This window comes from Amycolatopsis sp. NPDC098790 (genome assembly GCF_044759945.1).
Lineage (GTDB): Bacteria > Actinomycetota > Actinomycetes > Mycobacteriales > Pseudonocardiaceae > Amycolatopsis.
Genome location: NZ_JBIWAI010000004.1, coordinates 286,162 through 304,296, shown reverse-complemented (window position 1 = coordinate 304,296; position 18,135 = coordinate 286,162). Strand labels below are relative to the sequence as shown.

General features: G+C 73.8%; 21 protein-coding genes. 7 read left to right on the top strand and 14 right to left on the bottom strand.

What is annotated here, in order from left to right:
* The first annotated feature begins 42 nt into the window (after window positions 1-42).
* Complete coding sequence (locus tag ACIQWX_RS30825) at window positions 43-486, top strand: DUF2243 domain-containing protein (protein WP_400878379.1); 444 nt, start codon at window positions 43-45, stop codon at window positions 484-486.
* Window positions 487-490: 4 nt separating this feature from the next.
* On the top strand, window positions 491-1,270 hold the full coding sequence (locus tag ACIQWX_RS30820; RefSeq protein WP_400878376.1) for a cytochrome c oxidase assembly protein: 780 nt from the start codon (window positions 491-493) through the stop codon (window positions 1,268-1,270).
* Here the strand turns inward: ACIQWX_RS30820 and ACIQWX_RS30815 are convergent.
* The 4 genes from ACIQWX_RS30815 to ACIQWX_RS30800 all read right to left on the bottom strand — a co-directional run bounded on the left by ACIQWX_RS30815 (window position 1,212) and on the right by ACIQWX_RS30800 (window position 4,998).
* On the bottom strand, window positions 1,212-3,194 hold the full coding sequence (locus ACIQWX_RS30815) for an amino acid transporter (protein WP_400878373.1): 1,983 nt from the start codon (window positions 3,192-3,194) through the stop codon (window positions 1,212-1,214). The genes ACIQWX_RS30820 and ACIQWX_RS30815 overlap by 59 nt on opposite strands.
* A gap of 74 nt (window positions 3,195-3,268) precedes the next feature.
* Entirely contained in the window at window positions 3,269-3,709 is a 441-nt protein-coding gene (locus tag ACIQWX_RS30810) for an SRPBCC family protein (RefSeq protein WP_400878370.1), read from the bottom strand.
* 28 nt (window positions 3,710-3,737) lie between these two features.
* Window positions 3,738-4,556, bottom strand: coding sequence for a MerR family transcriptional regulator (locus ACIQWX_RS30805; protein WP_400878367.1), 819 nt, complete (start codon window positions 4,554-4,556; stop codon window positions 3,738-3,740).
* A complete protein-coding gene (locus ACIQWX_RS30800; protein ID WP_400878364.1) occupies window positions 4,534-4,998 on the bottom strand; it encodes an SRPBCC family protein in 465 nt (154 codons plus the stop codon). Before ACIQWX_RS30800 ends, ACIQWX_RS30805 begins: the two co-directional genes overlap by 23 nt.
* A gap of 104 nt (window positions 4,999-5,102) precedes the next feature.
* Here ACIQWX_RS30800 and ACIQWX_RS30795 point away from each other — a divergent pair, with 104 nt between their 5' ends.
* Window positions 5,103-5,465: an STAS domain-containing protein gene (locus ACIQWX_RS30795; RefSeq protein WP_400878361.1), complete on the top strand. Its 363-nt coding sequence runs from the start codon at window positions 5,103-5,105 to the stop codon at window positions 5,463-5,465.
* 28 nt (window positions 5,466-5,493) lie between these two features.
* Here the strand turns inward: ACIQWX_RS30795 and ACIQWX_RS30790 are convergent, their stop codons facing one another.
* The 4 genes from ACIQWX_RS30790 to ACIQWX_RS30775 form a co-directional block, all read right to left on the bottom strand.
* The gene (locus ACIQWX_RS30790) at window positions 5,494-5,775 is read right to left on the bottom strand and encodes a hypothetical protein (RefSeq protein WP_400878358.1); all 282 of its coding nucleotides are present in this window, start codon (window positions 5,773-5,775) and stop codon (window positions 5,494-5,496) included.
* Window positions 5,776-5,837: 62 nt separating this feature from the next.
* Window positions 5,838-6,275, bottom strand: coding sequence for an Hsp20/alpha crystallin family protein (locus ACIQWX_RS30785; protein ID WP_400878356.1), 438 nt, complete (start codon window positions 6,273-6,275; stop codon window positions 5,838-5,840).
* Between the two features lie 99 nt (window positions 6,276-6,374).
* A complete protein-coding gene (locus tag ACIQWX_RS30780) occupies window positions 6,375-7,157 on the bottom strand; it encodes a GAF and ANTAR domain-containing protein (protein ID WP_400878353.1) in 783 nt (260 codons plus the stop codon).
* The gene (locus ACIQWX_RS30775; RefSeq protein ID WP_400878350.1) at window positions 7,147-7,536 is read right to left on the bottom strand and encodes an STAS domain-containing protein; all 390 of its coding nucleotides are present in this window, start codon (window positions 7,534-7,536) and stop codon (window positions 7,147-7,149) included. The genes ACIQWX_RS30780 and ACIQWX_RS30775 overlap by 11 nt, the downstream gene beginning before the upstream one ends.
* A gap of 148 nt (window positions 7,537-7,684) precedes the next feature.
* Here ACIQWX_RS30775 and ACIQWX_RS30770 point away from each other — a divergent pair, with 148 nt between their 5' ends.
* Window positions 7,685-8,446 (top strand): class I SAM-dependent methyltransferase, encoded by a 762-nt coding sequence (locus ACIQWX_RS30770; protein WP_400878347.1) that lies wholly within the window; start codon window positions 7,685-7,687, stop codon window positions 8,444-8,446.
* Here the strand turns inward: ACIQWX_RS30770 and ACIQWX_RS30765 are convergent.
* The gene (locus ACIQWX_RS30765; RefSeq protein ID WP_400878344.1) at window positions 8,422-9,000 is read right to left on the bottom strand and encodes a TetR/AcrR family transcriptional regulator; all 579 of its coding nucleotides are present in this window, start codon (window positions 8,998-9,000) and stop codon (window positions 8,422-8,424) included. The genes ACIQWX_RS30770 and ACIQWX_RS30765 overlap by 25 nt on opposite strands.
* Before the next feature lie 95 nt (window positions 9,001-9,095).
* Between ACIQWX_RS30765 and ACIQWX_RS30760 the strand changes: the two genes are divergently transcribed.
* On the top strand, window positions 9,096-9,989 hold the full coding sequence (locus tag ACIQWX_RS30760) for an SDR family oxidoreductase (protein WP_400878341.1): 894 nt from the start codon (window positions 9,096-9,098) through the stop codon (window positions 9,987-9,989).
* On the opposite strand, the gene ACIQWX_RS30755 is transcribed toward ACIQWX_RS30760, so the two are convergent.
* From ACIQWX_RS30755 to ACIQWX_RS30745, 3 genes are all read right to left on the bottom strand, one after another.
* Entirely contained in the window at window positions 9,986-11,665 is a 1,680-nt protein-coding gene (locus ACIQWX_RS30755; RefSeq protein WP_400878338.1) for an alpha/beta fold hydrolase, read from the bottom strand. The two genes, ACIQWX_RS30760 and ACIQWX_RS30755, sit on opposite strands and share 4 nt — an antisense overlap.
* A gap of 111 nt (window positions 11,666-11,776) precedes the next feature.
* Window positions 11,777-11,935, bottom strand: coding sequence for a hypothetical protein (locus ACIQWX_RS30750; protein ID WP_400878336.1), 159 nt, complete (start codon window positions 11,933-11,935; stop codon window positions 11,777-11,779).
* Between the two features lie 49 nt (window positions 11,936-11,984).
* Window positions 11,985-13,106: a serine hydrolase domain-containing protein gene (locus ACIQWX_RS30745; RefSeq protein ID WP_400878333.1), complete on the bottom strand. Its 1,122-nt coding sequence runs from the start codon at window positions 13,104-13,106 to the stop codon at window positions 11,985-11,987.
* 152 nt (window positions 13,107-13,258) lie between these two features.
* Between ACIQWX_RS30745 and ACIQWX_RS30740 the strand changes: the two genes are divergently transcribed.
* Window positions 13,259-14,221, top strand: coding sequence for a zinc-binding dehydrogenase (locus ACIQWX_RS30740; protein ID WP_400878330.1), 963 nt, complete (start codon window positions 13,259-13,261; stop codon window positions 14,219-14,221).
* A 6-nt stretch (window positions 14,222-14,227) separates the two neighbouring features.
* Here ACIQWX_RS30740 and ACIQWX_RS30735 read toward each other — a convergent pair whose 3' ends face one another.
* Both ACIQWX_RS30735 and ACIQWX_RS30730 read right to left on the bottom strand, forming a co-directional pair.
* Window positions 14,228-14,461, bottom strand: a complete 234-nt coding sequence (locus tag ACIQWX_RS30735; RefSeq protein ID WP_400878327.1) for a hypothetical protein — start codon at window positions 14,459-14,461, stop codon at window positions 14,228-14,230.
* A complete protein-coding gene (locus ACIQWX_RS30730) occupies window positions 14,431-15,411 on the bottom strand; it encodes a S8 family peptidase (protein WP_400878324.1) in 981 nt (326 codons plus the stop codon). Before ACIQWX_RS30730 ends, ACIQWX_RS30735 begins: the two co-directional genes overlap by 31 nt.
* A 100-nt stretch (window positions 15,412-15,511) precedes the next feature.
* Here ACIQWX_RS30730 and ACIQWX_RS30725 point away from each other — a divergent pair, with 100 nt between their 5' ends.
* Window positions 15,512-18,133 (top strand): CHAT domain-containing protein, encoded by a 2,622-nt coding sequence (locus ACIQWX_RS30725; protein ID WP_400878322.1) that lies wholly within the window; start codon window positions 15,512-15,514, stop codon window positions 18,131-18,133.
* Window positions 18,134-18,135 lie beyond the last annotated feature (2 nt).

Here is an 18,135-nt window from a genome sequence, read left to right as displayed (position 1 = left end):
TCCGCGCGAAACCGGGGTAGCCCGCTAGCGGAGGTGGTGGGTGTGCCGGAACTCGTCGTCCGGAAGGCGCGTTCGGCGTGGGCGGGAGTGCTCGCCGGGGTCGGCGTCGCCGCCTTCGTCGACGAAACGGTGTTCCACCAGCTGCTGCACTGGCACCACTTCTACGACGGCTCGACCACCGACGCCGGGCTGGTCTCCGACGGGCTCTTCCACGCGTTCGGCTGGTTCGCGCTCGTGTTCGGCCTCGTGCTCGTCGCCGACCTGCGGCGCGGCGACCGGCTCTCCGGCCGGGCCCTCGCCGGCGGGGTGCTGACCGGAGCCGGCGCGTTCCAGCTGTACGACGGCACGATCCAGCACAAGCTGCTCGGCCTGCACCAGATCCGCTACGCCGTGGACCTCACGCCGTACGACTGGACGTGGAACGTCGTGGCGGTGGTCCTGCTGGCCGCCGGCGTGTTCTTCCTGCGCCGCGCGAAGACGGCGTGACGGCGTGACGGGGCACGGCGGCCCGGCCCCGGCGATCCTGGCCGTGCTGGTGTTGGCGGCCTACGAGCTGGGCGCGTGGCGCCTGCGCGGCCGCGGCGACCGGTGGCCACCGGCGCGCGACGCCGCTTTCGGCCTCGGCGTCGCCGCCGCGATCTTCCCCGCCGCACCCGGGTTCACCGGGCACGTGCTGCAGCACGTCGTGGCCGGCATGCTCGCGCCGCTCCTGCTGGTGCTCGCCCGCCCGGTGACGCTCTTGCTGCGCACCGCTCCGCTCGCGGTGCGCCGCGGGCTCAAGCCGGTGCTGCGGTCGCGCCCGGCGGCGGTGCTGACGTACCCGCCGGTCGCGGCCGTCCTCGACGCCGGGAGCCTGTGGCTGCTCTACCGGACCGGCCTGTTCGCCGCGGCCGGCCGCGACCCGTGGCTGCACGACTTCGTCCACGTGCACGTCGTCCTGACCGGCGTCCTGTTCACGGCGTCGGTGTGCCGGCTCGACCCGCTGCGCCACCGCGTCGGCCTCGGTCCACGCGCGGCCGCGCTGGTCGGCGCCGCGGCCGCGCACGCCGTGCTGGCCAAGTCGCTCTTCGCCACGCCGCCGCCGGGCACGGCCTTCACCGTCGCCGACCGCCAGGCCGGCGCCCAGCTCATGTACTACGGCGGCGACCTGGTCGAACTGGGCCTGGCCCTGGTCGTCGCGCTGAGCTGGTACGCCGCCCGCGGCCGGGCCGTCAGCCGCCGACGTGGATACCCGGCCGGCGCGCCGGGTCCTTCTCCGCGCTGCGGATGATCTCGCGGACCACCGGCGCGGTGTCGCCGCGGCCCAGGATCAGGTAGCGGAACAGGTGCCCGAGCGGGTTGCCCTCCGCCCACTCGAAGTGGCACTGCGGCCGGACGCCGGTGACGTCGCGCAGGGCCAGGAGGATCGCCGCGATGGCGTTCGGCGCCGCGGGGCTCTCCGCGCGCAGGATCCGGTAGCCGTCGATGTCGACGCCCCGCACCTCGAGGACGTTGCTGAACTCCGACGGGTCCACGACGTCGATCTCCAGGAAGATCACGTCCGCGGCGCCGGGGACCGGGTTCATCGAGCGCTGCTCGGCTTCCTTGGCCGAGTACTCCGCCTCGTCGCCGCCTTGCCGCCGGTTGGCGATGATGTGCAGGTTGCCGTCGTGGGCCAGCGAATCGGCGACGAACCGGCGGGCCTCGTCGTCGAACTCGATGCGCTCGGCCCGCAGCTCCGTCGTCCGCGAAACCCGCGACACCAGCGAGACGACGATGATGCCGAGGATGAACAGGGCCGAGATGGCGATGCCGTCCGGCTTCTCGATGACGTTCTCGACGAGCGCGTACACCAGGACGAGCGTCAGGACGACGAACCCGATCGCCGCGCCGCGCTGGTGCCGCCGGATCGCCGAGATGCTGACCGCGACCGAACCCGACACCATCATCGCGAGGATGCCGGTGGCGTAGGCCCCGGCCTGCGCGTTGACGTCGGCGCCGAACGCGACGGTGATGAGGATGCTGATGGCCGTGTAGACGAGCACGACCGGCCGCACCGCGCGGCCCCACTCCGGCGCCATGCCGTAGGACGGCAGGTACCGCGGGACGATGTTGATCAGTCCGGCCATCGCCGACGCGCCGGCGAACCACAGGATCAGGACGCTGCTGATGTCGTAGGCGGTGCCGAAGATCTCGCCCAGCTCGCGGTGGGCGAGGTAGGCCATGGCCCGGCCGTTGGCTTCGCCGCCCTCTTTGAACGCGTCCGCCGGGATCAGCACGGTCGTGACGAAGCTGGTCGCGATCAGGAACACGGACATGATCAGCGCGGCCGCGGTCAGCAGCTTGCGCGTGTTGCGGATCCGCGACTCGAGCTTCTCCTCCGGCGTCTTCCCCTTCGCGGCGACCAGCGGCATCATGCTGACCCCGGTCTCGAACCCGGAGAGGCCCAGCACCAGCAGCGGGAACGCGATCACGGCCGGCCCGACGATGCCGCCGAACCCGCCGCCGCCCGCGGTGAGCGCGTCGGTCCAGCGGGACAGCGCCGCGGAGTCGCCGAGCAGGTCGACGACGCCGACGACCGTGACGATCCCGTTGAGCAGCAGGAAGACCGCGACGAGCGGGATGGCGACGCCGACCGCCTCGCTGAAGCCCAGCAGGAAGACCCCGCCGAGGATCAGCAGCAGCACGACGGTGATGAGCACGGCGTGCCCGTGCAGGAAGCCCGGCAGGTACGGGTTCTCCAGCATGTGCACGGTGGCGTCGGCCGAGGAGAGCGTGATGGTGATGATCCACGACGTCGCGACGAAGCCGAGGAGCGTGAGGACGAACAGCTTCCCGCGCCAGAACGGCAGCAGGTCCTCCAGCATCGCGACCGAGCCCTGGCCGTGCGGGCTTTCGCGGGCGACCCGGCGGTACATCGGCAGCATGCCGAGCAGCGTCAGCGCGACGATCAGCAGGGTCGCCAGCGGCGAGAGCGCCCCGGCGGCGAGCGCGGCGATGCCGGGCAGGTAGGAGAGGGTGGAGAAGTAGTCGACGCCGGTCAGGCACATGACCTTCCACCAGGCCTGCGGGGTGCCGTGGTCCTCACCGCCCTGCCGGCCGACGGGGGCGACGCGGTGCTCCAGCAGCCACCGGGCCAGCCCGGAGGCCGGCGGCTTCGGCGGCACCGGGCTGTCGACGCTCGCCGGCACGGTCACCTCGGGTGAAGCACCCATCCTCGTCCCCTCATCGCTGGACAACGCCGGGCACAAGGATGCCCGACGCGGGACGGGCGAGGCGCGAGGGTCCGCTAGCGGGTCTCGATCACCCGCTTGAACTCCGTACAAGCGCGTTCGACCTTGCGCTGCGGATCGGCGAGCAGCGACGCCACCGCCGCACCCACCTTCCCGCCGGGCGGCGCGTACTCGAGGCTGACTTCGAGCCCGGTACGCCCGTCGCCCTTGTCCTCGAACACGACCACACCGCCGTTGGACACGTCCGGGTCGGCCGCGTCGACCGTCGTCCAGGCGATCCGGTGCGGTGCCGCGTCTTCGGTGATCCGCGCCTCCCACTCGAGCGTCTTGCCCGCCGGGCCGGCGACCTTCCAGCGCGTCCGGGAACCGTCTTCGGTGAGCGCTTCCACCGACTCGACGTCGGAAAAGATCTCCGGGAGCCGGGTCAGCGGGCGCCACCAGTCGTAACACGCCTGGGCGGGCGCCTGGACCTCGATGCGGTGCGTGGCTGTTTCCATGGTCGCGGGCTACCCGCCTCGACCGTCGTTATGCCCGGTCGAGGAGAACGAGTGCGTCGCCGAGCGTGGCCGGGCGCGCCGCTCTTCCGGTCCGGCTCGGCCAGCCGGGCCCGGCCAGGACGAGCCGCGGCACCGGCAGCCGGCGCGGTGGTTCCGCCGCGTGGCTCGCCCACAGCACCACGGCCGCCGGGCCGGTGCGGGCGATCGCGTCCCGCAGCGCGGTGTCCGGAATGGACCCGCCCAGGAACAGCGCCGCGCGGCCGTGCTCGGCCAGGGCCGCGCGCAGGACCTCCAGCGGCAAGGTGTGCCGCTCGCCGTCCGCGCACGCCAGCAGGACCGGCGGCGACGCACCGGCCGGCGCCGGGATGCGGTGCAGGGCCGCGGCGATGGCCCACGACAGCCCGTGCACCAGGTCGACGCACCGGTCGCCGTCCAGGGCGGCCAGCGCGGGCCGGCACAGGTCTTCCCACGTGCCGGCGACGTCGTGGCCGTTCAGGTGCGCGTCCAGCAGTGCGGTCGCCGTGTCGATCTTCAGCCGGCGGACCGCGGAGAGCAGCGTCTCGACGTCGGTGCCGCCGGCCCGGAACGCGCGGGCGGCCGCGGACTCCGCGCCGAGCCCCTGGTCGATCAGGTGCTTCATGCGCAGCAGCGCGTCGACGTCGGCCCGGCCGTACCGGCGGTGGCTGCCCGTCTGGGGCGTGGTCAGCCGCAGGTCGTAGCGGCGGTGCCACGCGCGCAGCGTCGACGGCGGCAGGCCGAGCATGCGCGCGACCGCCCCCGCCGTCCAGGTGACGGCGGGGGCGGTCGCCGGGGTGTCCGCCGGCTCAGGTCCCGGGCCGCTCGACATCGCCGCGCCACGCGCCGGTCTCGCGGCCGCCGCGTTCCTCGATGAAGGTCTTGAAGCGGCCCAGGTCGCCCTTGACCCGCCGGTCGAGGACGCCGAGCTTGTCCGCCACGTTCTCGACGAAGCCCTCGGGGTCGATGTCCAGCTGCGCGGTGACCCGCGTGTGCCGGTCGTCGAGGCGGTGGAACGTCACCACGCCGGCGTGGTTCGGGCCGGTGTCCGACTTCCACGCGACGCGCTCGTCCGGGTGCTGCTCGGTGATCGTCGCGTCGAACTCGCGGGTCTGCCCGCCGACGCTGATCTTCCAGTGCGTGTGCGTGTCGTCGAGCTGCCTGATCTCGTCGACGCCTTCCATGAAGTGCGGGAAGGACTCGAACTGGGTCCACTGGTTGTACGCCGTGCTGACATCGGTTTCGACGTCGACGGTCTCGGTCACGGTGCTCATCGCGGGCGTCTCCTTCCTGATGTGGTCAAGGTGCGGTTACCCCGGGAATCGATGACAAAACGATGCGGTCCGCCTAAAGTCGGGCACGGTGGAAGGGAGGCGCGGTGGCCGACGAGCGGACGCTGAACGTGCGGGTGCGCACGGTGCCCGAAGCCGTCGTCGTCGCGGCCGCGGGCGACCTGGACCTCGGCACCGCGCCGGTGCTGCGCGCCCGGACGCGGGCCGTGCTGGACGACCGGCCGGGTGCGCTCATCGTCGACCTGGACGGGATCGGGTTCTGCGGATCGGCGGGCCTGCAGGTGCTGGCCGAGCTGGCCGCGGAGACGACGGCGGGCGGGGTGCCGCTCGCGGTGGTCGCGGACGGGTACCCGGTGCTGCGCGCGGTCCGGCTCAGCCGGCTGGACGAGGCGTTCGCCGTGCACCCGACCGTCGACGCCGCCTGCGAGTGGATCCGCGACCGGCCCTGAGTCCGCAGTGGACGTCCACTGTGGATGGTCAGGCGGCGGTGCGCACGGTCCGTGCGGTCCGTGCGGTGCTGGTGACGGCGGCGAGCACGGCGTCCGCGTCGAGGGCCGGGTCCCACAGCGCGCACCCGGCGACGTGAGCGAGCCGGCGCCGCCGGTGCGGCCCGGAGTCGGTGAGCGCGACGTCCGTGGGGCGGCCGTTCTTGACCGCGTGCACCGCGCGGGTGACGAGCACCGCCTCCTGACGGGTGGTGCCGAGTTCTTCGGCCGCGGCGAAGATCCGTTCCGCCGCGGCCTGGACGGGATCGGTCATGCTGTTCCTCGAAAGCCCTTCGCGGCGGACCGGCCGGTGCCGGTCCGCCGCGGCCGGGTGCCTCAGGCCTTGATCTGCTTGCGGTCGGAGTCCTCGCCGGCGATCTCGATGCGGCGCGGCTTCGCCTTCTCGGCGACCGGGATGCGCAGCGTCAGGACGCCGGCCTCGTAGTCGGCCTTGATGTGGTCGGCGTCGAGGGTGTCGCCGAGGAAGAGCTGGCGCGAGAAGACGCCGAGCGGCCGTTCGGAGACCTGCATCTGGACGTCGTCGCCGCCGGGGAGCGGGCGACGCTCGGCCTTGACGGTCAGGACGTTGCGCTCGATGTCGAGCTCGATCGCGTCCTTCGTGACGCCGGGCAGGTCGAAGCAGACCACGAACTCGTCGCCGGCGCGGTAGGCGTCCATCGGCATCGCGGCCGGCTTGGACCAGGTGCCGGGGCTGCCGAAGACCTGCTGGGCGAAGCGGTCGAGCTCGCGGAACGGGTCGGTGCGCATCAACATCGTTCTCCTCCTGTTCGACGATCGGGGTTGTCAACACGCACTGCATTTGTAGCATGTCATCCGAACGATGACAAGTACCAAGTCGTCGAAGTGATGACGTCAACCGGGCAGGTCGATCTCGGTGTGCCGCTCGGCGAGGGTCCCGGCCAGCTCGGCCAGCTTGACGTTCAAGTCCTGCGACGTGCGCCGCAGGACGTCGAACGCTTCGTCGGCCGAGACGCCGCGGCGGGCCATGATGATGCCCTTGGCCTGGCCGATCACGTCCCGGCTGTCGATCGCCTTGCGCAGGTGCGCGGCCTGCAGTTCGGCGCGCGTGACGGCGTCGGTGGCCGCCAGCGCCAGCGACGCGTGCGTGGCCAGCAGCAGGAGGACGTCGCGGTCGGCTTCGTCCAGCCCGTTCGGGGAACGCGAGTACACGTTGAGCGCGCCCACGGACGGACCGGACGGCGCACCCGGGATGAGCGCGGTGGAGACGACAGCCCGCACGCCGAGCTCCGCCGCGGCGGGGGCCCACCGCGGCCAGCGGGGCTCGTCGGCGAGGTCGGGTGCGACCGCGACCGCGGGTCCGGCGGGTTCCGCCGACTCGACGCACGGCCCTTCCCGGAACCGGTACTGCAGCAGGTCGAGCTGGATGGCCACCTCGCCGGTCTCCGCGGGCGTGTGGAACTGCCCGTCGGCGTCGATGAGCGTGAAGCTGGCGAGGTCGGCCGAGGGAACCATCGCGGTGGTGGCCTCGAGGACGCGCTTGAGCACGTCCTCGACGCTGGGGGCGGTCAGCAGCCGGCCGGTCAGCCGGGCGAACTCCCCGGCGAGCGGGCCGGGCCGGGTTTCGCCGGCGACGAAGACTTCCTTGTCGTGCCGCCACTCCTGCTCAGACGTCATGGTGTCCCGTCGCCTCGGCGAGCGTCCGGTGCAGGGGCAGCGCGTCCTCGAGCCCCAGGACCCGGACCGGCCGCAGCACCGCCCGTCCCTCGGCGACGACGGCCACCGGCACGTCCGCCGCGCGGGCCACCGAAACCGCTTCCAGCAGCACGCCCAGCCCGCGGGCCGAGCAGAAGGCCAGCCCGGTCAGGTCGATGACCAGCGCTCTCGGCGCCAGGTCGAGCTCTTCGCACAGCAACGAGGCCAGGCGGTCCGTCCGCGCCAGGTCCAGGTCGCCCGTGACGGTGACGACCGTGCGCTCGGCCGTCGCCGTGATCGCCGTGCGGGAAGGGGCGCTCGTCAGCAGGGCGATGCCCGGACGAGTGATGGTGGCTTGCATGGTGTTCTCACCTCGGTCCCGGCCGGCGCGGGAGCGCGCGGGCCCTCGGGGTTCCAGGAGGCGGCTGCTGTGCTCAACCGCAGCGACGACGACACTACCCCGCGCGCCCGCCCCGAGTCACCCGGCGCGCGCCGGTACCGTGCTTCCGATGGGTGACGACACCTGGGCCGCGCTGGCCGGCCGGTTCGCCGACGACGCCTACGCGTCCGTGAAGGGCCGCGTGCGCACGTACGTGCTGCACCGCCAGCTGCTCGAACACCTCCCGCCGCCGCCGGCGACCGTGCTCGACGTCGGCGGCGGCGCCGGGCACCAGTCCTTCCCCTTGGCCGAGGCCGGGTACGCCGTCACGCTGCTGGACTCCTCGCCCGCGATGCTGGCCAAGGCGCGGCAACGGCCGGCCGCCGAGCGCGTGACGTTCGTGGAGGCCGAGGCCGAACACGCCGAAGAGGCCGTCGGCGGCCGGCGCTTCGACGCCGTCCTGTGCCACGGCGTCCTCGGGTACCTCGAGCGGCCGGAGCCGGTGGTCGACCGGCTGTGCCGCCTAGCCGCTCCCGGGGGCGTGGTCTCGATCATGACGGGCAACGCCCACGCGATGGCGGTCCGGCCGGCCCTGGAACAGCGGTGGGACGACGCGCTGGCGGCGTTCGACACGCGGAGCGAAATCGGCGTGCTGGGCGTCCCCACCCGGGCCGACACCGTCGAAGAGCTGAGCGAGCTGCTCCGCGCCGGGGGCGTGGAACCCGTGCGGTGGTACGGGGTCTGGCTGTTCGTCGACTGGCTCGGGTTCGGCGGCGCCGAGGTGGACCCGGCCGACGCGGAACGGGTCGCGGCCGTCGAGTTCGAGGCGGGCCGGCGCGATCCCTACCGCCGGCTCAGCCGCGTCTTTCACCTCGTGGGGCGCAAGGCCTGAGCCGCCAGCGTCAGCAGTTCGGCCAGCACTTCGGCCGCGATGTCGGCCAGTGACCGCTCTTCCCGCAGCCACCGGGTGAACGCGATCCCGAAGACGGTGGCGCCCGACTCCGCGGCCAGCGTGGCCGCGACGTCGTCGACGCCCCGGGCGCGCAGGGCGGCGGCGACCGTCGTGGCCAGGGTCGTGAGCTTGTGGTGCTCGCGTTCCTGCAGCGCGGGGTTGCGGTCGATCACGGCCTGCCGCGCCAGCGAGTGCGGGCGGCGCTCGTCCGGGAAGAACGTCGCCGCCGACCGCAGCGCGCCGGCGACGACCTCGAACGGCGACGCGTCCGGCGGCGCGGCGTCGATGCCGTCGAGGAACGCCTTGACCAGCAGTTCCTGCCCCTGGAAGAGCACCTCGCGCTTGTCGCTGAAGTGCCGGAAGAAGGTGCGTTCGGTGAGGCCGACGGCCTGGGCGATCTCCGCGGCGGTCGTCTGCTCGTAGCCGCGGGTGGCGAACAGCTCGAGCGCGGCCTTCTGCAGCCGTTCCGCGGTTCCGGGTTCCCAGCGCACCATGAATCGATTCTAGGTGATGACAGCGACTGACATGGAGGCGTAGGGTTGCGGATGTCAGCCACTGACATCGTCTCTCATCTCAAGGAGTGCACGCCATGCGCGTTTTCGTCACCGGAGCCTCCGGCTGGATCGGCACCGCCGTCGTCGGCGAGCTGCTCGCCGCCGGCCACGAGGTCACCGGGCTGGCCCGGTCCGACGCCTCGGCCGCCAAGCTGGCGGCGAAGGGCGCCGGGGTCCGCCGCGGCGACCTCGACGACCTGGCCGGCCTCCGCGCCGGCGCCGAGGCGGCCGACGCCGTCATCCACCTGGCCAACAAGCACGACTTCGCCAACCCGGCGGTGTCGAACGCGGCCGAGCGCGCCGCGGTCGAGACCATCGGCGACGCGCTTTCCGGCAGCGGCCGCCCGCTGCTGCTGGCGTCCGGGATCGCCGGCATCCGGCAGGACCGCCCGGCGACGGAGGCGGACGCGTCGCCGTTCCACGGCCCGGATTCGCCGCGCGGCGGCGCGGAGAACCTGGCGCTGGAGTACGCCGACCGCGGCGTGCGGCCGGTGAGCCTGCGGTTCTCACCGACGGTGCACGGCACGGGCGACCACGGCTTCATCGCGGTCCTGTCGGCGATCGCCCGTGAGAAGGGCGTGTCGGCGTACCCGGGCGACGGCTCGAACCGCTGGGCGGCGGTCCACGTGACGGACGCGGCCCGCATGGTCGTCTCGGGCCTGGAGAAGGCCCCGGCGGGCGCGCGGTTGCACGCGGTCGCCGAGGAGGGCGTGCCGACGAAGGAGATCGCGGAGGCGATCGGCCGGGCGTTCGACGTGCCGGTGGCGTCGGTCGCTCCGGACGACGTGGCGGCGCACTACGGGTGGATCGGCGGGTTCTTCGCGATGGACCTGGCGGCGACCAGCGCGGCGACGCGCGAACTGCTGGGCTGGGTGCCGAGCGGGCCGACGCTGATCGAGGACCTCGAGGCGGGTGCCTACTCGGGTTAGTCGCCGCGGTTGACGCTGCTGATGCGGTCCTGAAGCCGTTCGCGCGTAGGCGAAAGCGCGTCGCGCGGTGCGGGTTCCGGGAACGCGTCCCCGGTCGCTTCGCCCGCCGGGCCCGACGCCGGGAACACCGTCTTCTCGCCCGGCAACGGCACCCCCGGGCAGATCGTCGCCGCCGGGCGGGGGCCGCCCAGGAAGTAGCCGTTCACCAGACCGTCCACACAGGAATTCGCGCTGACCGCGTACTGGCCGTGGAACGGCGAATCCGCCACCGACACCATCGGGACGCCGGCCGCCCGGGCCGCCGCCTCGGCCTGCTCGTAGCCCGTCTGCGGGTCGAACTCGCCCTGGACCACCAGCACGTTCTTCGCCGCCTCCGCCGGCAGCGTCGGCAGCGGGTGGCGGGGGAGGTCGGACCAGAACCCGCACGGCTCGCTCAGCCCGTACGCCCAGCCGAACAGCGGGTACGCCGGGCCCTGCAGGTCGCTCAGCAGCTTGTACCAGGTCGCCGCGCGGGTCGGCTGGTCGCCGCACGCCACGGCCAGGCGGGTGCCGCCCACGTCCGCGTAGTCGGGCTCGGGCGGCGCCACGTCCGCCGCCGTCAGCTTCGCCAGCGGCACGCCGAACTCCGCACGGGACGCGCGGTCGAGGGCGTCCGCCAGCGCGGCCGGCGGGGCCGGCTTGGTGCCGTCGAGGGCCGCCACGCCCTTGGTCAGCACCAGCGAGCCGACCAGCCACTGCCTCGGGCTGCCGTTGCCGACGAAGACGTGGTCGAAGACGTCCGGTGAGACGCCCTGGGTGCGGAAGTAGCCGCGCACCCGCTCGTACGTCTTCTTGACCTCGGGGACGGTCTTGCCGAGCTGGTCCGGGAACCGCCGCGCCAGCCACGGCGCGTAGACGCGGTCGAACTGGCGCTGGTCGATCTTCGGGAACGCCTCGAACGCGGCCTGCAGCCTGCCCTCGAAGTTGACGCTGGAGTCGAGGACGATCCGGCCCGCGCGCTTGGGGAACAGCGACGCGTACTTCGCGCCGAGCCACGTGCCGTAGGAGTAGCCGAGGTAGTTCAGCTTCTCGTCGCCCAGCAGCGCGCGGATCAGGTCCATGTCGTGGGTGGTCTGCCACGTCGTGACGTACGGCGCGAGCGCGTCGCTCTGGCAGGCCTCGGCCACCGCGCGCGGCGTCCGCTGGTGGGCCAGGATGCTGGCGGGCGAGCGGTCACGCGCGTCGAGGCCGGCTTCGGTCGGCAGCCTGCCGATCGGCACGCGGCAGACGAACCCCTCGTCGTCGCCGCCCTCCTGGCCGGTGCCGCGCGGGTCCATGCCGACGAAGTCGTAGTGCTCGCCGACCGCCGGTTCCAGGCCGGCCAGCGCGCCCGCGAGCGAGGTGCCCTGGCCGCCGGGCCCGCCCGGGTTGACCAGGATCGCGCCCCGCCGCTCGCCGGTCGCGGCGGCGCGGCTGATCGCGACCTTCAGGTCGGTCCCCGGCGACGGCGCGGACCAGTCCCGCGGCACGGTGATCCGCGCGCACTGGGCCTTGGCGCTCTTGAACGGGCAGCCACCCCACTCGACCTTCTGCGTGAGGTAGGGCGCGAGCGGATCGGGCGTGGTCGCCGCGGCCGGCGCCGTCGCCGCCACCAGGATCGAGGCGGCGACCGCCAGCCCCGCTTTGGACGTCCGCACCGCAGCTTTCCTTCCGTGTTTCCGTCAACCCGGGAACACCCAAGCACGGTGCGGCGGGCGCGGGCAGCCCGAAGACCACCGACGGCACCGAGATTTCCCTCGATCCGGTGATCAGCTGGGCGGTTCGGGCTCCGCGTCGTCGTCGCCGACGTCCTGGTGCTCGGGCTCCTCGCGGTCCGTCTCCGGGATCGGGACGTCGAGGTCGAGCTCCGGCGTGCCGGGCGGGCGGGGCGCGTCGGGCGTGATGGGTCCGTTCTCGGCTTCGGTCATGGCACCCGGTTACCCGGGAACCGCCGGGCCAAGCGGACCCGCCTGCCCGTCACGAGCAGAACGCGGTGTCCACTGCGGACAGGACGGCCTTCGCCGCCTTCTCGCCGTCGCCGAAGGTGCCCGGCAGCGCGGTCACCGCCAGGCCGACCGACCGGCCGTCCTCGGTGGCGCCGCCGCGGGTCTCGTAGCCGGGGATGTCGCCGCCGTGGCCCCAGTAGACGCCGCCGCAGCTCAGCGGGACGCGGAACACGCCGAGGCCGTACTGCCAGCCCGGGAACAGCGGCGCGTCGACCGTCTTGCGCATCTCCGCGAGCTGCGCGGGCGGCAGCAGCTTGCCGTCGAGCAGGGCCCGGGCGACCTTCGCGAGGTCGCTCGGCGTCGAGATCAGCTGCCCGGCCGCGCCACCCCACGACGGGTCCATCTCGGTCGCGTCGACGACCTTCGTGCCCGTGCTGTCCGCGAGGGCGTAGCCGTGCGGGTGCGGCCCCTGGATCGTCTGGTCGCCCGGCTGCGGCCAGTACGTGTCGCGCAGCCCCGCCTTCCGGATCACGCGCTCGGTGATCTGCTCCTGCACCGGGCGCCCGGTCACGCGCTCGATCAGCAGGCCGGCCAGCAGGTAGTTGGTGTTGCTGTACTCCCACTTCGTCCCGGGCGCGAAGTCCGCCGGGTGCGCCAGGGCCGCGGCGAGCAGGTCGTGGGGCTGGAAGAACTTGTGCTGCACGTCCTCGAAGTTCTCGACGCCGAGGTACGCGGTGTAGTTCGGCAGCCCGCTGGTGTGCTGCAGCAGCTGCCGGACGGTGATGGCGTGGCCGTCGATGCCCTCGCCGCGCACCAGCCCGGGCAGGTACCGCTCGATCGGCGCGTCGAGCGCGACCTTGCCCTCGGCGACCAGCTGAAGGACGACGACCGCGGTGAACGTCTTCGTGTTGCTGCCCGCGCGGACCCGGCCGTCGCGCGGCACGGGCACCCGCCGGTCCAGCCGAGCGGACCCGGCGACCAGCGACGTGGACCCGCCGCGGTCACCCACCCAGGCGAGCGCCGCGGGGAACTTCTCCTGGCTCACCAGTGCGTCGAGACTGTCCTGCACCGGAGACCTCGTGTCCGCGGCCGCCGCCGTGGTAATGGTGCCCAGCAGGCCCGCCACGGTCAAGATCGCCACACCCTTGCGCATCGTTTCTCCTCCATGTCCGGATCGGTAACGGAAATGCTGCTCGAATCCGGCACGAAGATCAGTAGCGCGGGCCACCGGATCGCCGGTAGCGCAGGCACTACCGCGCGAAAAGGCGTTGCCCGGCGGAACTCCGGCGTGGCACGGTCGCGCCCGTGAGCACGACTATGCGCGCGGCGGTCTGCGTCGGAGCCGGTGGCCCGGAGGTCCTGGAAGTCCGTGAGGTGCCGGTGCCGGAGGTGCGGGCGGGCTGGAGCCTCGTCCGGGTGCTGGGCGCGGGCCTCAACCGGTCGGAACTGCGGACCCGGCAAGGACATTCGCCGAATGTGCGGTTCCCGCGCGTGCTCGGCATCGAGTGCGTCGGGGTCGTGGCCGAGTCGACCGATCCGGCGCTGCCGGAGGGCACGACCGTCGCGGCGGTGATGGGCGAGATGGGCCGGGAGTTCGACGGCGGTTACGCGGAATACGCGTTGCTGCCCAACGCTTTGCTGATGCCGCTCACGACGGCGCTGCCGTGGGAGGTCCTGGCCGCGTTGCCCGAGACGTACCTGACCGCCCAGGGTGCGTTGGACGCGCTGGGCATCGGCCCGACCCGGTTGCTGATCCGCGGCGGGACGTCGTCGGTCGGGCTGGCGGCGGCGTCGATCGCGGCGGGCCACGGCGCCGAGATCGCGGCGACGACCCGCCGCCCGGACAAGGCGCCCGCGCTGACCGCGGCCGGCGTCACCCACGTCCTGATCGACGACGGCGGGCCCCTGGAGCTGCCGTGGCCCGACGGCCCCGACCACGTGCTCGACCTGGTCGGCGCCCGCACCGCGGTGGACTCCCTCCGCCTGGTCCGCCGGGGCGGCACCGTCTGCGTCGCGGGATCGCTGAGCGGCTGGTCGATCGCGGACTTCCAGCCGGTGGCGATGATCCCGTCGGGCACCCGCCTGACGGCGTTCCACAGCGACGACATGAAGGGCCGCACCGACGTGCTGCAGCGGATCGTCGGCGAGGTGGAGGCCGGGGTGTACCGGCCGAACGTCGACCGCGTCTTCGGGCTGGACGGGATAGCCGACGCCCACCGGTACATGGAAGACGACCAGGCGAGCGGGAAGCTGGTCGTCGTCCCCTGAGCCCTGTCAGGTGAACAAGGCTTCGTCCTGCCAAGCGAACTTCTTGACGACGTCGCCGGTGGCCAGTGCCGCGTGGAAGGCCCCGGTCGCGGTCACCTCGCCGGGTTTCGTGCCGGCGGCGATGGCCCCGCTGACCGTGGCGGTCGAGAACGAGGTCCCCCGCCAGCTCGCGTAGCCCTCGAAGTCCTGCACGCCCCCGCCGCGCAGCGTCACCTTGCCGGACAGGTAGGTGCTGACCACCTCGTCGCCGAGGGCGGTGCAGGTGACCCACGGCAGGTCGGGGCTGTACGGCGCCCGGGTGCCGTCCGCCTTGGTGCCCCGGCCGCGATGACCCCGGTCAGGGCGGCCGGCCAAGTGGGCGAGGTTCGGGTGAGACCGTTGCGGATCCCCGGGATCCCGCCGTGGTTGCCGGCCGCGGCGACGATGATCATGTGCGGGCTCAGCCGCTCGATCGCGCGCTGGACGATCAGCGGGCAGTTGCCGTCCTGGGCGCGCGTGCCGATCGCGAGGTTGAGCACGTCGATGCCGTCCTCGAGGAACCCGGCCAGCTCCACGACCGTGTCCCACGCGCTCGCCCGGCCGTCCGAGTCCAGGACGTCCCGCACGACCAGGGTCGCCGCCGGCGCCTGGGCCAGGATCAGTCCGGCCACGAACGTCGCGTGCCCGTTCTCCCACGGGGTGGCCGTGCCGGGGCCGGGCAGGTCGAAGGTGGTGTCCCCGGCCGGGGTTTCGTAGTGCCCGTCGAGGTCGGGGTGGCGGTACAGCTTCGTGTCGAGGACCCCCACCCGGACTCCGCGGCCGGTCGCCGGGGCGGCGCCGGTGGTGTCCGGCCGGGTCGCCTGCACGGGGTCGAAGTCGCCTTGGGACTGGGTTTGCGGGTAGGCGCCGAACTGGTTGCTCAGCTTCCGGTTCTTGCCGAGCAGCGGGACCCAGCCGCCGCTGCGCGCGGCGAACCGGCGGCGCAGTTCGAAGAGCACCGCGTCGATCTCCATCACGAACGGCAGATCGGGGGCCATGCTCAGACCGTAGGTCAGCTCCAGCTTGGCCAGGTCGAACGGCTCGACCTCGCCGGCGCGGGTGACGATGATGCCGAGGTCCCGCAGCGCCGCTTCGACGAGCGGGCGTTGGCGCAGGTCGACGATCAGCTCGTCGGGCGGGGCGTCTTCGGGTACGTCGGGCAGGTAGTACACGGCAATCCCTCCTCGCTGTGGTGGCACCTCTACAGACGTGCGCGGGGCTCGCGCTGATACGCGCTGGCGGAGGACCGCGCCGCCGGGAATGCTGGTGTCCATGGTGGCGGAGTCGGCGCTCGCCGAAGCCCTGGCGGCCATGCGGCTGGCCGATCTGCAGCCCGGAAGGGCAGTTCCGGCCGCGGCCGGGGCCGTCCGGCGGGCACTGCGCGAACGGGATCCCCGCGCCGCCGCGCTCGCCGAGCAGGCGTGGGGCCACGCGCTGCTGCAGTGCAGCGAAGTCGGCGAGGCCGTGCGGCACCTGCGCCGCGCGGTGCGGCACGGCGAACGCGCCGGCCGGCGGGCGCTCGCCGGGGAAAGCCGGATGAAGCTGGCGTTCGCGCTGGTGCAGCGCGGCAGCTCGCGGGCCGCGCTGCGCGAGATCGACGTCGCCGTGCGGGAGCTCGACGGCATCGGCAAGGTCCTCGCCCAGCGCGCGGTGATCCGCTACCACGTCGGCCGGCTCGACGAGGCGGCCGTCGACTACCAGGCCGCGGTCCGGGAACTGCGGCGCGGCGACGACCGGCTCGGGTTGCAGCGCGCGCTGATGAACCGGGGGATCCTGCACGCCGAGCGCTACGAGTTCGACGCCGCCGTCCGCGACCTGGCCGAGGCCGACGTCCTCGCGCGGGAGCTCGGCCGCGACCTCGTCGTCGGGATCATCGCGGAGAACCTGGGGTTCGTGGAGAGCCAGCGCGGCGACGTCCCGGCCGCGCTCGCCTGCCTCGACCGGGCCGAGGAGATCATCGGCGCGCACGGCGGGCAGCTCGCGCCGGTGCTGCAGGACCGGGCCGAACTGCTGCTGTCGGTCGGGCTCGTCACCGAGGCGCGCCGGACGGCCGAGCGCGCGGTGCGCGTGTTCGCCGCGGAGAACCGGCGGTTGAAGGTGCCCGAAATGCGGCTGCTGCTCGCGCAGATCGCGTTGCTGGACGAAGACTGGGCGACGGCCGCGGAGCAGGCCCGCACGGCGTTGCGCGCGTTCACCGCACAGGGACGAGAACAGTGGGCCGCACTCGCGCGTTCGGCGCAGTTGCGCGCGCAGCTCGGCGCCGGTGAAAGCAGCCGGATCAGCGGCGCGGCAACGGAAACCATGGTGTCCACTTTGGACGCGAACGGCCGGCCACTGGCGGCGGTGCAGGCCCGGGTGGACGCGGCCCGGCTCGCCGAGGCCCGCGGGCGGACGGCCGTCGCCGCGGAACACCTCGCCGTCGCGGCCCGGGCGCGGCGGGGATCGGGGCCGGCGACCCTGCGGGCACGCGGCTGGTACGCCGAGGCGTTGCGACGTCGCCGTGAGAACCCGCGCGGCGCGCTCACCGCCGCGCGGACCGGGCTGCGCATCCTGGACGAGCACCACGCCGCGCTCGGCGCGAGCGACCTGCGGGCGTACTCGGCGTCGCACCGCGCGGACCTCGTCGGCCTCGGGCTGCGCGTCGCGCTGGAGGAGGGCCGGGTGCGCGGGGTCTTCGAGTGGGCGGAACGCGGCCGGGCGAGCCGGTTGCTGCACCGCCCGGCGTTGCCGCCCGACGACCCCGAACTGGCCGCGCTCCTGCCGCGGCTGCGGGCCACCGCCGGGGCGCTCGAACAGGCCCGGGCCGCGGGCTCGCCCACCGGACGGCTGCCGCACCGGCAGGTCGAGCTGGAACGGCGGATCCGCGACCGCAGCCGGCTGCTGCCCGCCGCGGGCGGCGACGCGCCGGCGCGTCCGGTGTCCGTCGACGACCTCGCCGATGCCCTCGGCGAGCGCGCGCTGCTGGAGTTCGTCGAGGTCGACGGGACGTTGCTGGGGTTGTGCCTGGTCGAAGGTCGGCTGCGGCTGCACACCCTCGGCCCGGTGGCCGAGGTGGCCGGCCTGCTGGACCGGATCCCCTTCGCGCTGCGCAAGCTGGCTGCTCGCGCGGCCGACCCGTCGGTGGAGCGGTTCCTGCACGGCGCGGGCGCGCGCCTCGACGCCGTGGTGCTCGGGCCGCCGGCCGAGCTGGGGGACCGTCCGCTGGTCGTGGTGCCGACCGGGATCCTGCACAACGTGCCGTGGGCGGTGCTGCCGTCGTGCGCGGGCCGCCCGGTGGCCGTCTCGCCGTCGGCGACGCTCTGGCACGCGGCGGCGACCCGGCCGCCGGGCCCGGCGCGCGCCGTCGCCGTCGCGGGCGGCCCGGGACTGCCGGGCGCTCGCGAAGAGGCACTGGCGGTCGCGGGGATCCACGGGCGGACCGCTCTGGTGGACGAAGCCGCGACGGTCGAGGCCGTTCTGGCGGCGCTCACCACGGCGGGCACCGTGCACCTGGCCGCGCACGGCACGCTGGCGGTGGACAACCCGCTGTTCTCGGCGCTGCGCCTGCACGACGGCCCGCTCCTCGGCCACGACGTGCGGCGCCTGCCCCGCGTGCCCGAGACGGTGTTGCTCGCCGCGTGCGACGTCGGCCGGTCGGTGGTGTGCCCGGGCAACGAGCTGCTCGGCCTGAGCGCCACGTTCATCGAACGCGGCACCGCGCAGCTCGTCGCGTCGGTGGTGCCGGTGCCGGATCTCGCGACGACCCCGCTGATGACGGAGGTCCACCGGCGCCTCGCGGCGGGCGAGGCACCGGCGGCGGCGCTGGCGTCCGCGCAGCAGAAGGTGGCGGCCGACGGACCCGGCGCACTGGCGGCATCGGCCGGCTTCGTCTGCATCGGCGCCGGCTCTCGCTAGCC

Coding starts and splice junctions, on each gene's coding strand:
- ACIQWX_RS30815 (WP_400878373.1), bottom strand. CDS start 3,194: ATGGGTGCTTCACCCGAGGTGACCGTGCCGGCGAGCGTCGACAGCCCG.
- ACIQWX_RS30810 (WP_400878370.1), bottom strand. CDS start 3,709: ATGGAAACAGCCACGCACCGCATCGAGGTCCAGGCGCCCGCCCAGGCG.
- ACIQWX_RS30805 (WP_400878367.1), bottom strand. CDS start 4,556: ATGTCGAGCGGCCCGGGACCTGAGCCGGCGGACACCCCGGCGACCGCC.
- ACIQWX_RS30800 (WP_400878364.1), bottom strand. CDS start 4,998: ATGAGCACCGTGACCGAGACCGTCGACGTCGAAACCGATGTCAGCACG.
- ACIQWX_RS30790 (WP_400878358.1), bottom strand. CDS start 5,775: ATGACCGATCCCGTCCAGGCCGCGGCGGAACGGATCTTCGCCGCGGCC.
- ACIQWX_RS30785 (WP_400878356.1), bottom strand. CDS start 6,275: ATGTTGATGCGCACCGACCCGTTCCGCGAGCTCGACCGCTTCGCCCAG.
- ACIQWX_RS30780 (WP_400878353.1), bottom strand. CDS start 7,157: ATGACGTCTGAGCAGGAGTGGCGGCACGACAAGGAAGTCTTCGTCGCC.
- ACIQWX_RS30775 (WP_400878350.1), bottom strand. CDS start 7,536: ATGCAAGCCACCATCACTCGTCCGGGCATCGCCCTGCTGACGAGCGCC.
- ACIQWX_RS30770 (WP_400878347.1), top strand. CDS start 7,685: ATGGGTGACGACACCTGGGCCGCGCTGGCCGGCCGGTTCGCCGACGAC.
- ACIQWX_RS30765 (WP_400878344.1), bottom strand. CDS start 9,000: ATGGTGCGCTGGGAACCCGGAACCGCGGAACGGCTGCAGAAGGCCGCG.
- ACIQWX_RS30760 (WP_400878341.1), top strand. CDS start 9,096: ATGCGCGTTTTCGTCACCGGAGCCTCCGGCTGGATCGGCACCGCCGTC.
- ACIQWX_RS30750 (WP_400878336.1), bottom strand. CDS start 11,935: ATGACCGAAGCCGAGAACGGACCCATCACGCCCGACGCGCCCCGCCCG.
- ACIQWX_RS30745 (WP_400878333.1), bottom strand. CDS start 13,106: ATGCGCAAGGGTGTGGCGATCTTGACCGTGGCGGGCCTGCTGGGCACC.
- ACIQWX_RS30725 (WP_400878322.1), top strand. CDS start 15,512: ATGGTGGCGGAGTCGGCGCTCGCCGAAGCCCTGGCGGCCATGCGGCTG.